The organism is Paenibacillus sp. PCH8 (genome assembly GCF_002968835.1).
Taxonomy (GTDB): domain Bacteria; phylum Bacillota; class Bacilli; order Paenibacillales; family Paenibacillaceae; genus Paenibacillus.
The window spans coordinates 164,230-178,689 of record NZ_PKQK01000007.1; the positions used below are offsets into that span (position 1 = coordinate 164,230).

Consider the following 14,460-nt stretch of genomic DNA (forward strand, 5'->3'; position numbering starts at 1 on the left):
TCACCCCTCTAGTCTACTCGATTCTGTAATGGTGCTATTTGTAACGCTTCGACCACGTCTTCCAGCTTCATGCCTCTTGAGGCTTTAAACAAGACAACGTCTCTGGGATGAAGTTTTTCCAGCAGGTAACGGGTCATTTCTTCTTTATTTATAAAAACATGAACAGCCTCAGCTGGCATATTATTTCTTGCGCCTTCAGCAATCTTAGCTGATAACGGACCATATACCAGCACCATATCCATTTTTGCAGATGTAATATACTCCCCGATCCCAAAATGAAGATTCTGCTCCTGAGGACCGAGTTCAAGCATATCCCCGAGCACAGCCACTTTCATACGGTATCCTTTCAGACCCTCTAATACATCGATCGCAGCCTTCATAGACGTTGGACTTGCATTGTACGCATCATTCAGCATAGTTAGACCACTAACACCTTGAGTAACCTCAATCCGCATACCTGTCAGTTTCAAGCGGGACAAACCCGCGGCAACCTGTTCTGTCGTCACTCCAAAATGACGGGCTACAGCGAGGGCAGCCAGACAGTTCACGACATTATGCGTTCCTAATAACGGGAGCGTAATTGCAAGGTCTCCACACTGTTTGGTGGTGAAAACGACCCCGTTCTGCGCATTCATGAGTCCGGTAGGATAATCATCATTATCGGCTTGCAGACCGAACGTAAACCGCTGCAATCCCTCCGGTTGTTTCGTTGCGGATTCTTCAAGGACTTGGGCAATCAAAGGCTCGTCTCCGTTGTAGATCAGTAACCCGCCCGGCTTCAATCCCGCTGCAATCTCGGCTTTGGCTCTCGCAATCTCCAATCTGGAACCGAGCTGAAGCAGATGCGATTCACCAATATTGGTGATGATCGCTAGATCAGGCTGAGCAATGATTGACAAGTCTTTGATCTCCCCGCGGCCACTCATTCCCATCTCCAAAATAATGATTTCCGCATCCGGACTCATGCTTAATACGGTCAGTGGCAACCCGATATGATTGTTAAAGTTACCATGTGTTTTGTGTACTTTGAACGTGGTCGAGAGAATGGCATCCACGATGTCCTTTGTAGTCGTCTTGCCATTGCTGCCTGTAATGCCAACAACAGAAGCTTTATTCTCTTTCAGATAAGCAGATGCGAGTGTTTGCAGTGCAATAAGAGTGTCATCAACAATAATGATAGCTCCTTGTGGCGGCACACCATGATCCTTTTGCCACATTGCCCCTGCCGCACCCTGCTCTACACAGGCTTGCACAAATTCGTGTCCGTCAAACCTTTCACCCACTAGCGGGATAAACAAACTGCCTTCCAAAGGTTTACGCGAATCGGTAAACACCCCTTCGACCATTACTTTGCCATGAGCAGTAACGTCGCTTAATGTTCCTCCACACATCTCGGCCAATTGTGCCATTGTTCTTTTTATCAATTGGATTTGCCCCTTATCGCTTCTTTGGCTATGATCCGGTCATCAAAATCGGTTTTGGTTGTGCCGATAATCTGATAGGTCTCGTGACCCTTACCCGCAATCAATACTACATCGGCAGGGCTTGCCATTTCAATAGCTTCATGGATTGCTTGGCGCCGATCCACAATCATCGTATAACGCTCAGCAGGAACGGATTCTTCAATCAGGCCCTGTTCAATGTCTTTGAGGATCAGATCCGGGTCTTCTGTCCGTGGATTATCGGAAGTAACCAGCACAAAATCGCTATACTTTGCAGCAATTTTACCCATAAGTGGTCGTTTAGTACGGTCCCTGTCACCACCACAGCCAAATACGCAGATCACACGTCCTTCAGCAAATTCCTTCACTGTTCGCAGTACGTTCTCCAGTCCATCCGGTGTATGGGCATAATCGACAATAACAGCAAATGGCTGTCCTTCGTCCACCCCTTCAACACGTCCATCCACGCCTGGAACCGTCTCCAGACTGCACTTGATCTCTTCCAGCGGAATACCTTCAACCAGAGCGGCAGAGATCGCTGCCATGGCATTGTATACATTAAACTTGCCTACCATGCGCAAGCGAATATCGGTGCTACCTGCAAATGTATCCACATGGAAGGAAGTACCCTGAGATGTGATTGAGATTTGAGATGCGTGTACATCCGCATCGTCCTCCATGCCATATGTAATGACTTCAGCCGCAGTCACAGAAATGAAATAAGCTGCAGCAGGGTCATCTGCATTGATTACAGCGAATTTGCGCTTTGAGACATCCTCCGAATATCCGTTACCCAATCGTGCAAAGAACAATCCTTTGGCACCGCGATATTCCTCCATGGTATGGTGGTAATCCAGATGATCCTGGGACAGGTTCGTGAACACCGCAGTACGGAAATCTGTTCCCTTAACACGACCTTGTTCCAGAGCGTGCGAAGAAACTTCCATAACACAGCAGTCTGTACCCTTTTGGACCATGTCATGCAGACTGCGCTGCAGATCAAGCGCCTCTGGTGTTGTTCCCGACATCGGGTAGGTGCGACCATCGTACCTCATTTGAATAGTACCGATTAATCCCGTCTTACGTCCATAATCGCTCATGATTTTTTCAATCAAATACGTAGTCGTGGTTTTACCGTTCGTTCCTGTTACACCAATCATATTCATCTTCTGGCTTGGGGATTCAAAGAAGAAATCGGCCAGTACAGCCATTGCAAACCGGCTGTCTTTCACCAGCAATTGTGGTACAGGTAGGTCCAGCTGCCGTTCAACAACCAGTGCAACTGCACCGGAACTTACAGCCTTCTCTGCATAGTCATGACCATCTACCGTATGTCCCGGAAGACAGATAAACAGATCACCCGGTTTTACCTGCCGGGAATCTGTCTGAAGGTTGTGGCATTCTGTATTTGATTCGCCCACGAGGTGGGCGGTGGTCAGCATCGATGCAAATTGTTTTAAAAGCACATGAATAACCTCACTTTTCCATTTATACTTCTGTTTAAGCATATGTCTGTATTTATTAATATCGTAAATACAACCAAATAATGAAACGCACTCAGATGAATTTTGTTTCGCTAAAGGTCGAAACTACTTTACAACCCATTTACTCATCCTTCGCATGATTATGTGCATCGTTCAGTACGTCTCCCATGTAAATACGTATGGTTGAACCCTGATCGACCCTTGCCCCAGGCTTTGGAGCCTGATTAATCACATATTTTCCACTACCAGACTTCGCCAGCATAAAATTCATGTTCAGGTCCTCGTATAGATCTGCGATTGTAGCTCCTGTCAGATCTGGAACCGTCACGATTTTGGTCTCACCATACTTGTACTCTTTGGAGACCTGATCCTTCCGAACAGGGACATTCATGTAGTGAAGCGCATCTTCAAGGATATTCTGTACAATCGGAGCGGCAACCACACCTCCGAACTGAATTCCTTTGGGATTATCCACTGCGGTGTAGACCACAATCTGAGGATCATCTGCTGGTGCAAATCCAATGAAAGATACGATATGCTCCGTTGATGAATAACGTCCGTTAATGACCTTCTGGGCTGTACCTGTTTTGCCACCGACCCGGTATCCATCAATGAATGCCGGACGCCCGGTGCCTTTGGCTACAACACTTTCGAGTGCTTCCCGTACTTGCTTGGACGTATTCTCCGAGATTACCTGTCGCACCAGTTCAGGCTTGGCTTCTTCCAGGACTTCTCCAGTTACCGGATGGACCCACGCTTTCGTAACATAGGGCTTGTAAAGTTTACCCCCATTAATAGCCGCTGACACAGCTGCTACTTGCTGAATGGGCGTTACCGATACACCCTGACCAAAAGCGGTCGTTGCAAGTTCAACAGGTCCTACTCTGGACAGTTTGAACAGAATTCCACTGGCTTCCCCGCTGAGGTCGATCCCCGTTTTGGTGCCGAAGCCAAAGTCTTTGATATAGGAGAACAGCGATTCTTTTCCCAGCCTCTGCCCCAGAGCCACAAATCCAGGGTTGCATGAGTTCTCCACAACCTGCAAGAAGGTCTGACTTCCGTGGCCGCCCTTTTTCCAGCATCGCAGACGGGCTCCACCCACTTCAACATATCCGGGATCAAAGAATTGATCCTGCTGCAGATTGACCTTTTTCTCTTCAAGCGCTGCCGCTAAGGTAATGATCTTGAACGTAGAGCCCGGCTCGTATGTCATCCAGATTGGTAAGTTCCGATTATATATCTCTGCCGGATATTGTTGATAATCGGCTGGCTCGTATCCCGGCCTGCTAGACATGCCCAATATTTCGCCCGTTTTGGGGTTCATGGCAATGGCAAGCGCAGAATTCGCCTGGAACTTAACCATGGCCTGATCCAGTTCTCTCTCCATGATGGACTGAATAGATTTATCAATGGTCAGCTTGAGGTTAAGGCCGTCCTTCGGTTCCACATACTTCTCGGATGAGCCCGGCATAAGCCTTCCGGCCGCATCGGACAAGTAGGACACACTGCCATTCAAACCATTCAGCTTATCATCATATTTCTTCTCGACTCCCGTTAAGCCCTGATTATCAATGCCCGTAAAACCAAGGATGTGGGCTGCCAAATCATCATAGGGGTAGAAGCGTTTGTTATCCTCAGCAACAACGATACCCGGAAGCTTCAAATCACGGATGCGCTGAGCTTTCTCCATCGTAATTTTGCGGCCGCCGGGTTGTAGTCTTACAATCAGTTCTCGTTTCTTTATGGTTGCCAGCACTTTCTCTTCCGTCATCCCCAGTATAGGAGCCAACGCTTTGGCTGCTATTTCAGCTTCCTTGACTTGAGCCGGGATCGCCATAATAGTCGGTGTTGTTACATTATAGGCCAGAGAGGTTCCGTTTCGATCCAGGATTTCTCCTCGTTTGGCTGAGTACGGAATATTACGACGCCAGGACTCCTCTGCTTTTGCTGACAATTCAGGGCCTTGCCCGAGCTGTACATAAGCAAGCCTGATCACCAGGGCCGAAAATAGCAAAACTAAAATTAGTAAACTCCATAGCAGCCTGCGCCGCAGATTTACGCTTGATCCCTTCACGAAAAGATCCCCCACTCGTCCCAAATTCATGACCTTTGTTTCATTCATGAATATTCAGGACAACCGGGGTTAGAACAAGCTGTCTGTGATCCTTCTAAGGGAGAGAAGATTCTTTCGTTGCTGGATCGTCTGACGATTCCGTTTGGGTAGTCGAAGTCTGCGAGTTATCACTTTGTTCAGTTCCGTCCGTTTTACCTTCCTCGTCAGAAGCCTTCTGCCCCTTCCCTTTATCTTCCAAATCTGGATCAGAAGAATCTGGTGCTTCGTCCGTTATACCCGTAACTGCGGCTTTGGCAGTCTGCAGCGCCAGCTGTACGATTCTCTGCTCACCTGAGACCTGCTCTGTCTGTTTCACGACATATCCTTCACCCTTGACCGTAACTCCCACTTTCATGAGAGAAAGCACTTCAAGAGCATCCCGGAGAGATTCACCCGTTAGATCGGGAATCTTCATCTTGCTGCTTTCTTCCGTAAGCAGATAGATTCGTTGTCCTGGATTCATGGATGCCCCAGCGACCGGATACTGCCGAATGACATTGTCCCCCTGACCAAGCGTCACATAAGCAATGCCTGCACTCAAGAGTTGGCTTCTAGCCTGTTTGGCTGTCTTGCCACTCAGATCCGGTGCTTTAGCTTGCACGACAGGGACTTCTTTTGACTTTTTATCAGAGGTTTTGGCTGTATCTTTCGGAATTCCCATATATTGAAGCGTTTGGCTAACAATTTTCTTAAATACCGGAGCAGCTGCAGTTCCTCCCCCAATATTCGTTCCATCCGGTTGGTCAATGACTACAAGAATAGCAATCTTCGGATTATTCACGGGTGCAAATCCAATAAACGATACAACGTCTTTCGACTTACTGTATTGCCCGTTAACGACCTTTCTTGCTGTACCCGTCTTACCAGCTACGCGGTAACCTTCGATATAAGCGTTACGCCCGGTACCAATGGTTTGGTCTGCAACCACTTGCTCCAGATAACCGCTCACCAGTTTCGAAGATTCCTTCGAAATCACCTGACGAACGACTTTGGGTTTGACCACTTCCGTTGTTCCGTCATTCGGGTTCTTGATCTCCTTCACCAGATGCGGTACAAGCAATTTGCCACCATTGGCAATCGCAGAGATCGCTGCAACCTGCTGAATTGGAGTTACCTGTACAAGACCGTGACCATAAGCTGCGGTAGCAATCTCGGATTTGTAGACCAGTGGCTTGATCGGTGAAGCTGCCTCACTTGGCAGATCAATACCTGTCTTTTTGCCAAAACCGAATTCGTCTATGTAATGACGCAGACGTTCACCACCAAGCATGCTGTAACCCAAGTTAACAAACGCAATGTTACTTGACCGTTTGACACCTTCGAGATAAGAGATCCAACCATAAGCATGACCATTATCGCTAATCGGGAAACCACCGATATACATGCGTTTCGATTCAAAGCTGGCATTGGGATCGAAGAGTTTTTCTTCCACTGCCCCTGCGAGCGTAACAATCTTGAATGTCGAACCAGGCTCATAGATGGATTGTGTTGCATGGTTGATAAAATTCTTCTGATCGGGCGTTGCCCCGTACGTATTAGGGTTAAAGGTTGGCCAGTTCGCCATCCCCAAGATGTCCATCGTGTTCGGGTCCGCCGCAATGACCGTCATGCTCAGCGGATTATACTTGGCGACGGCTTCTTTCATCGCATCCTCGATGTAAAACTGGATTGTATCATCAATAGTCAACGTAAGGTTTTTCCCGTTCTGAGGAGGAAGATAGTTATCCTGTGAATCAGGAAGTTTAATACCTTTGGCATCCTTCTGATAATTCAGATATCCATTCGTACCCGTCAGTGCTTCATCATATGAGACTTCAAGTCCATTGACAGCTTTCCCGTCACGGCTCATATATCCCAAGACGTGAGAAGCAAGGCTTTCTTCAGGGTAAAAACGCTTGGATTCCTGAGCCATCACGATGGCATTACGTGCCTTGTATTCGTCTTGCAATTCCTCACGCAATTCGTTAACTCTTGCAGCAAGTTCAGGACTAATCTTGTATCCCTCACTCCGCACCTCACGTTGCTGATAGAATATGCCTTTTTCATTTTTGGCTGTTACCAGAGCACGTACCTCACTCTCATTCTTGCCAAGAAGGGCCGATAGCTTGCTCGTGACGACATCTTGTATGCCCAGTTCATTAATTAACAGCGGATTCACCGAAACCGTGTACGCGGGGGAATCGGTAGCCAGAATGTTTCCATTGCGATCCGTGATTGTTCCACGTGCAGCCTTAATCGTCTGCTCTCGTTCTACCAGTACTGCCGCCCGTTCCTGCCATACACCGCCATTTACAACCTGAATGAAGAAGATTCGGGTTATGAGTACAAGAAAAAAGAGGGTAATACATCCCCTATAAGCAACGTGCGCATCTTTATTCTTTTTATCATCGGAACACCTCTTTACTTACTGCTTGCTGTACCCGAAGACGCTTCAGTACCTGTCGTGTTGGTTGTGCTTGTTGAACGAGGCACAAAAATGACATCCTTGTCGGACGATTCAACATAACCGAGTTCTCTTGCATTCTCGATGACCAGGTTGTTCAATTTCTCTCGTTCCACTTGCAGATCTGCAATAATTTTCTCATATTTCCCTACTTCAGTAATTGTCGATTGTGCCTGCTTGTTCAGATCGTAGATTTGTGCATAACGAGACATCAAGGCTCCGCCAACTACGATAACTGCAACCAGGGTAATCAGATACAAAAACTTCTCTCGTCCCGGAAGACCGGTACGCCGGGTCACCACTTTGGTGGTTTCTTTGTACCGTTGCTGGGTCACTCGTTCCTGGGACGCTTTTTCTTTTACAGCGAGATTACCACGTGTGTATGCCATACAAAGACTCATCCTCCACTCTTATTCTCCAATTTTTCCGCTACACGCAGCTTGGCTGAACGAGCACGGGAGTTTTCGGTCAGTTCACTTTCCGAAGGCATCAGCGGTTTTCTGTTAACTAAACGCAGAATACCCTTACTGCCGCATACACACAACGGAAAATCGGGTGGACATGTACATTTCTCCAGATAACTGCTGAAAATCTGCTTGCATATCCGGTCCTCAAGGGAATGGAAGGTAATTACAGATACACGTCCTCCTGGTGCAAGACAACGAACAGCCTGATGCAGCCCTTCTTCAAACGCACCCAATTCATCATTGACTGCAATCCGTAATGCCTGGAAGCTACGTTTGGCAGGATGTCCACCGGTTCGACGAGCTGCCGCCGGAATGCCTTCCTTGATCAGTTCCACTAGTTCACCAGTCGTCTCGATGGTAGTCTGGGCACGTTTTCCGACAATAACACGAGCAATTCTTCTCGAAAACTTCTCTTCACCATAGCGATACAAAATTCGGGCAATCTCCTCTTCTGGCCATTCGTTTACAATCTCTTTGGCCGTCAGCATCGCATCCTGGTCCATTCGCATGTCGAGTGGAGCATCGTGATTATAGCTGAATCCACGTTCTCCTTCATCGAATTGCGGAGATGACACACCCAAGTCGTACAAAATGCCATCGACCTGCGGTAAACCATCCTTCATTGGTACATTAAGATCCTTGAGTACCTGCTCCAGATCTCGAAAATTGGTTTTCACTAATGTCACACGTTCTTCATAGGCAGCTAGCTTCTCGCGAGCATTATCCAAAGCCCAATCATCCTGATCAAGTGCAATCAGACGTCCCCCTGGACCCAGCTTAGAAGCAATCACGGAACTATGCCCGCCCCCACCTAAAGTGCAGTCCACGTATATACCGTCCTGCTTGATGTTTAATCCCTCTGTTGCCTCTTCTTTGAGTACGGTTATGTGGTGAAACAACCTGCACCCCTCCTGACTTTATAAATCAAAATTAAAATCGACCAGCTTTTCGGCAATGTCGTTGAATGCTTCTTCGGATTGATTGAAATAACTCTCCCATATGCCTTTGCTCCAAATCTCCACTCGGTTCGACACACCAAGGACAACACAATCCTTGTCCAGCTTGGCATACTCTCTTAAATTGCCCGGCAGATTTACCCTGCCCTGTTTGTCCAGTTCACATTCGGTTGCACCCGAGAAAAAAAACCGGGTAAACGCACGTGCATCTGATTTCATCAATGGCAGTGCTTTGAGCTTCTGTTCCATGACCCCCCACTCCTCCATGGGGTACACGAAAAGACACTGGTCCAAACCCCGTGTGACAACGAAAGATGGTCCCAGAGATTCGCGGAATTTGGCCGGAATAATAACCCGACCCTTATCATCAATGCTATGTTGGAACTCCCCCATAAACATTGTCCACTCACTCCTCACCCGTTTCTCCCACTTTGCCCCACTTTCCACCACCTAAGCATAATAGATTCGCACAAAAAAATCAAAACCCTTCTTGCATTGTTGATTTTTTAATTTTATAACATCAAAAAACGTCTTAGATCCTGTCACTCAGGATCTAAGACGTTTTCCCGGATACGGGCAATCGTATGTCTACCCGCACATGAGCCATATCATCAATAAACTATTCTAAACGCTTTGAATCTGTTTATCAGCTTGTAATTATTGGATATTGCTTAGAACTTCCAGCTATCCAGGTATTTCACTTGTTCAGTGGACAAAGCATCTATTGCAATATTCAAGCTTTCCAACTTATAACTAGCAACCTGCTGGTCAATCTCATAAGGTACATTAACCACGTTTTTCCCCAAGTTTTCATAGTTCTCGCTCACATATCGCAGACCAAGAGCCTGCAGAGCAAACGTTGTATCCATAATTTCGGCAGGGTGACCATCTGCTGCACCAAGGTTCACAAGGCGTCCCTCGGCAAGAAGATACATTTTACGTCCATCTTTGAAGCGATACTCCTCAATGTTGCGGCGAACGGTGCGAATGGATTCCGAACGCTTGGCTAGTTCAGGTTTGTTAACCTCAACATCAAAGTGCCCTGCATTACTCAGGATCGCTCCGTCCTTCATCACATCATAATGTTCACCTGTAATTACATCCTTATTACCTGTAACCGTAATAAAGAAATCACCCAATTTGGCAGCTTCCACCATCGTCATCACCCGGAATCCGTCCATGTGTGCTTCTACGGCCTTAATCGGGTCAATTTCAGTTACGATAACATTCGCTCCAAGACCTTTGGCACGCATAGCTACACCTTTACCACACCAACCATATCCGGCTACAACAACATTCTTCCCAGCTATCACCAGATTCGTTGTACGGATAATACCGTCAAAAGCAGACTGACCTGTACCATAACGATTATCAAAGAGGTATTTGCACAAAGCGTCATTAACTGCAACCATTGGAAATTTCAATTGACCTTCTTTCGCCAATGCTTTCAGACGAATAATACCTGTTGTCGTTTCTTCTGCTCCTCCGCGAATCGTTGCTGCGAGGTCAGGACGCTCGGATGCAATAATGGTAGCGAAGTCTCCACCATCATCAATAATTAGATCCGGTTTAACCTCAAGCGCACGAAGTTGCAGTGCTTTGAATTCGGCAGGTTCCGGATTGTACTTCGCATATACCGTAACTCCGTCCTCTACCAATGCTGCACAGACATCATCTTGTGTAGACAGTGGATTGCTGTGCGTAATCGTTACGTCTGCACCACCAGCTTGAATGACTTTCGCAAGGTATGCCGTTTTCGCCTCCAGATGAAGACAAATGGCAACCTTCAGACCTTTGAAAGGCAGTTCTTGTTCAAACTGACCACGAATGCGATTCAATACCGGCATATGAGCTTCTACCCAATCAATTTTCAGATGACCCTCAGAAGCGAGCCCCATATCTTTAACAATACTGTTTTGCAATGCGGGTGTAGTCATTCCATGTCCTCCTTGTATATATGTTTATTCTATTATTATAAAGGTCTCTACAATGCAATAACCTGGTGCTGTCCGCGGAATTCACCTGAAGCCTTAATCAATTCTTCAATCCACTCGGTGCCATAACGATTCAGGTAGAAGAGAGCATTATGTACTCGTTCCTGCGGTTTGCCCGTCGGGAATAGAGCGTTCTGAATGCCGTTCCAGTGCCTTAGACTTACATTATGTTTATCTTCGATGGCTTTGTGGGTCTGCTGCTTCAGATATTGCATCTGCTCGCTGATTTTGCCCGAATTGGTATCTCCTATCCGTTCCAGCCCTGGATGGATCTCTGCGATCTGATCTAGCAATGGACGATAAAGATCGAGAAACGATTCCTGAACTTTACCAAATTGCTCATCTACCTGAAACGTCTCCTGCTGTGCGAGCCATTGTTCCTTCTTGTCTTCCATATGATATTGAACATCTTGAAAGGAAAGTCCATATTGCTTCATATGTTTTTGATGAGTATCTTCCATGATGGTAAAGGACAACCGAGGTAGTAAAATCGGCATTTGCAATCCAAACTGACGAAAGGCTTCGCGAGTCAAACCCCAATATGCAATTTCGCCTTGCCCCAGAATAACAGCGGCTACAGGCAGAACCGAGTCCTGCATTAATGGCCGAGTTAATACGTTGTTACTGAAGCGCTCGGGATGTTCGTCCAGTTCCTGAAGCAAACGCTCCTCTGTAAAAGAAACCAGGCCTTTACGGTCGGCGTACAAGCCATCCTTTAATATCAGAAGCAAACGGGCTCCTTCATGAATGTAGAACAGATTAGCTCCATCCTCCGCTACTTCAGCAGGCATGGCATAACCAGCTTGTTCTACCCGTGAAGATCCTTGTGTATAAGCGTTGCGCAATACGTCATTACTGCGGATCAGGCGTTCAAAAACGGGCTGTTCCAATCTGCGTAAGTCTGGGTCTGATGCATCCATTAATACAAGTCCACTACTCGCAAACAGAGCAGATATCATGCGAGCAAATGCATCACTCAGATTCGAACTGGATTGGTGGATATCTTTGATCCATTTCATCAATCCTGGTTTATGTATCGTATCAGGTAACAGATGCTCTACCTGTTCGAGTACATTCATCCACTGCTGCGTATCCACATGAACATTACTCACCGAATCTCTTCCTGCGAATCGCCCTTGCAACTTGATTTTCTTCATATCTCCCTGGTGATCAGGTAGATACGTATGGTTAACCTCATCCCAGTCATGGTCTTCACCCGCGATCCAGAATACCGGAACTACCGGGCGCTGGAGCCTTTCTTCGGCCTCACGCGCTGCTGCCACTACACTGACGGCTTTGTATATGACGAACAGTGGTCCGGTGAGCAGACCACTCTGCTGTCCTCCTGTAACCACCAATGCACCTTGTTCTGCAATACGTGTGATGGACGCATGAACTTCTCCATGATCGTTCACCCGTTTATTATATATACGTAAATACTCTGCCAGATCACGACGATCAATACGTGTGTTTTCCGATTGGTCCAGCCACTCGGCACGTTTATGGAGTCCTGATTCCCAGCGAATGTCATACTCGTAAAGGCCACGCGCAGCATCTCTTGAACAGATATAATCTTCTGCAAGTCTTGATCCACTGCGGAGTGCCTCGGTAATACCGTTCATGAGGTCTGCCTCCTATTCTGCTTCAAAGAGCCTTTCTTGATTGTACCGAATTCAGGGCCGCTTCGTCAAAAGAAAGGTTCTAAAAAAAAGAAAAAACCGCCGAATAAGTCGGCGGTACATCATACATAAATAATAGCATATTGCTTTAATATTTCAGTTATACGTAAGGTTCTGCAACCCAGTGACCTTTGGAGACCTCAATTAATTGAGAGTTTTCCAGGTTGTACGGGTCATTCGCAGGACCACCAGATCCATTCTGAATCGGACTCATATGCTCTTCCGGCAGCAAGATGCGACGCTTGTTCGCTTCGACTTCCGGATCAGGCACAGGGATCGCCGAGAGCAATGTTTTGGTATATGGGTGAACAGGGTTCGCATACAGTTCTTCACTTTCCGCCAGTTCAACCACTTTACCCATGTACATTACTGCTACACGGTCACTAATATGTTTAACCATGGACAAGTCATGCGCAATAAACAGATACGTCAAGCCGAGACGTTGCTGAAGTTCTTCAAGCAAATTAACGACTTGGGCCTGAATGGATACATCCAGTGCAGACAATGGTTCATCACAGATGATGAATTTAGGATCTACAGCAAGTGCACGCGCAATACCGATCCGTTGTCTTTGACCACCTGAGAATTCATGTGGATACCGTAGTGCATGGCTTGGATTCAAACCTACCAGATCAAGCAACTCTTCCACTCGTCTCTTGCGCTCTTTGGAGCTCGAAGCCAAACCATGAATATCCAGGGACTCCCCGATAATATCCATAACGTTGAAACGCGGATTAAGCGATGCATATGGATCTTGGAAGATCATTTGCATATCTTTACGCATTTCTTTCATTTTGCGCGGGGACAACTTGTAGATATCCGTTCCGTTAAAGTTAACATTTCCGCCAGTTGGCTCATAAAGACGCAAAATAGTACGACCTGTTGTGGACTTACCACAGCCGGACTCACCTACAACGCCAAGTGTTTCACCTTCAAAGATATCAAAGCTTACGTCATTGACCGCTTTGAGAATGTTACCTTTACCCAGATTAAAGTATTGTTTCAAGTTTTTCACTTGTACCAGAGGCTTGTTGCTACCTTTGATAATACCAGCTGGAGTTGGTTTTTCCTTTTTCGGCTCGTCCAGACGAGGCAGAGCATTCAGCAATTTAATGGTATATGGATGTTGAGGATTACTGAAGATCTCGGCAGTTGTTCCTGTTTCAACAACTTCGCCTTCCTTCATAACAACAACACGGTCACACATACCCGCTACTACACCAAGGTCATGCGTGATCAGCATGATCGACGTACCAAGCTTTTGCTGCATATCTTTCATTACATCCAGAATTTGAGCCTGGATTGTAACGTCTAGTGCAGTTGTCGGCTCATCCGCAATCAGAAGGGATGGACGACAAGCAAGAGCAATCGCAATCATAGCACGCTGACGCATACCACCAGAGAATTGATGAGGGTAATGATTCATGCGGATAGCCGCATTCTTGATACCTACAAGCTCCAGCATTTCCAAAGCCGCTTTATTCGCTGCTTGTTTAGACATGTTCTGATGCTTGCGCAGTACTTCCGTAATTTGTTTACCAATTTTAATGGTAGGATTCAAAGAAGTCATTGGATCTTGGAAGATCATACCGATATCTTTACCACGAATCGCTTCCATTTGCTTGTCCGTCTTATTCAGCAGGTCTTGCCCGTGAAAAGTAATTTCTCCGCTTTTGACCTTCGAAGGCGGGGAGGGAATCAATTTCATGATGGTTTGGGCGGTAACACTCTTACCACTACCCGATTCACCTACGATCCCCAGCGTCTCTCCTTTGCCAAGTTCAAAACTCACATGTTTAACGGCATCAAATTCACCAGAGCGCGTTGAGAACGACACACTCAGGTCTTTGACTGTTAAAATCGGCTCCATAATCCCACCTCC

General features: G+C 46.7%; 9 protein-coding genes and 1 pseudogene. All 10 read right to left on the reverse strand.

Annotated elements, in window-relative coordinates:
• Positions 1 to 8: 8 nt before the first annotated feature.
• The 10 genes and pseudogenes from C0Q44_RS27540 to C0Q44_RS31640 all read right to left on the reverse strand — a co-directional run bounded on the left by C0Q44_RS27540 (position 9) and on the right by C0Q44_RS31640 (position 14,448).
• A complete protein-coding gene (locus C0Q44_RS27540) occupies positions 9 to 1,421 on the reverse strand; it encodes a UDP-N-acetylmuramoyl-tripeptide--D-alanyl-D-alanine ligase (protein ID WP_105410395.1) in 1,413 nt (470 codons plus the stop codon).
• On the reverse strand, positions 1,421 to 2,908 hold the full coding sequence (locus C0Q44_RS27545) for a UDP-N-acetylmuramoyl-L-alanyl-D-glutamate--2,6-diaminopimelate ligase (RefSeq protein ID WP_105410396.1): 1,488 nt from the start codon (positions 2,906 to 2,908) through the stop codon (positions 1,421 to 1,423). The genes C0Q44_RS27540 and C0Q44_RS27545 overlap by 1 nt, the downstream gene beginning before the upstream one ends.
• Positions 2,909 to 3,047: 139 nt before the next feature.
• Positions 3,048 to 5,000, reverse strand: a complete 1,953-nt coding sequence (locus tag C0Q44_RS27550; protein ID WP_105410338.1) for a stage V sporulation protein D — start codon at positions 4,998 to 5,000, stop codon at positions 3,048 to 3,050.
• A gap of 94 nt (positions 5,001 to 5,094) precedes the next feature.
• Positions 5,095 to 7,427: pseudogene (locus C0Q44_RS27555) on the reverse strand (penicillin-binding transpeptidase domain-containing protein).
• Positions 7,428 to 7,439: 12 nt separating this feature from the next.
• The gene (locus C0Q44_RS27560) at positions 7,440 to 7,871 is read right to left on the reverse strand and encodes a hypothetical protein (protein WP_105410339.1); all 432 of its coding nucleotides are present in this window, start codon (positions 7,869 to 7,871) and stop codon (positions 7,440 to 7,442) included.
• Between the two features lie 8 nt (positions 7,872 to 7,879).
• Complete coding sequence (gene rsmH, locus C0Q44_RS27565) at positions 7,880 to 8,848, reverse strand: 16S rRNA (cytosine(1402)-N(4))-methyltransferase RsmH (protein ID WP_105410340.1); 969 nt, start codon at positions 8,846 to 8,848, stop codon at positions 7,880 to 7,882.
• An 18-nt stretch (positions 8,849 to 8,866) separates the two neighbouring features.
• Positions 8,867 to 9,304: a division/cell wall cluster transcriptional repressor MraZ gene (gene mraZ, locus C0Q44_RS27570; RefSeq protein WP_017687291.1), complete on the reverse strand. Its 438-nt coding sequence runs from the start codon at positions 9,302 to 9,304 to the stop codon at positions 8,867 to 8,869.
• Positions 9,305 to 9,576: 272 nt separating this feature from the next.
• Positions 9,577 to 10,842 carry an adenosylhomocysteinase gene (locus tag C0Q44_RS27575; RefSeq protein WP_105410341.1) on the reverse strand — a complete coding sequence of 422 codons (1,266 nt, stop codon included), beginning with the start codon at positions 10,840 to 10,842 and terminating at the stop codon, positions 9,577 to 9,579.
• Between the two features lie 47 nt (positions 10,843 to 10,889).
• Positions 10,890 to 12,521 carry a bacillithiol biosynthesis cysteine-adding enzyme BshC gene (bshC, locus tag C0Q44_RS27580; RefSeq protein WP_105410342.1) on the reverse strand — a complete coding sequence of 544 codons (1,632 nt, stop codon included), beginning with the start codon at positions 12,519 to 12,521 and terminating at the stop codon, positions 10,890 to 10,892.
• 157 nt (positions 12,522 to 12,678) lie between these two features.
• Positions 12,679 to 14,448: an ABC transporter ATP-binding protein gene (locus tag C0Q44_RS31640; RefSeq protein ID WP_105410343.1), complete on the reverse strand. Its 1,770-nt coding sequence runs from the start codon at positions 14,446 to 14,448 to the stop codon at positions 12,679 to 12,681.
• Between the last annotated feature and the right edge of the window lie 12 nt (positions 14,449 to 14,460).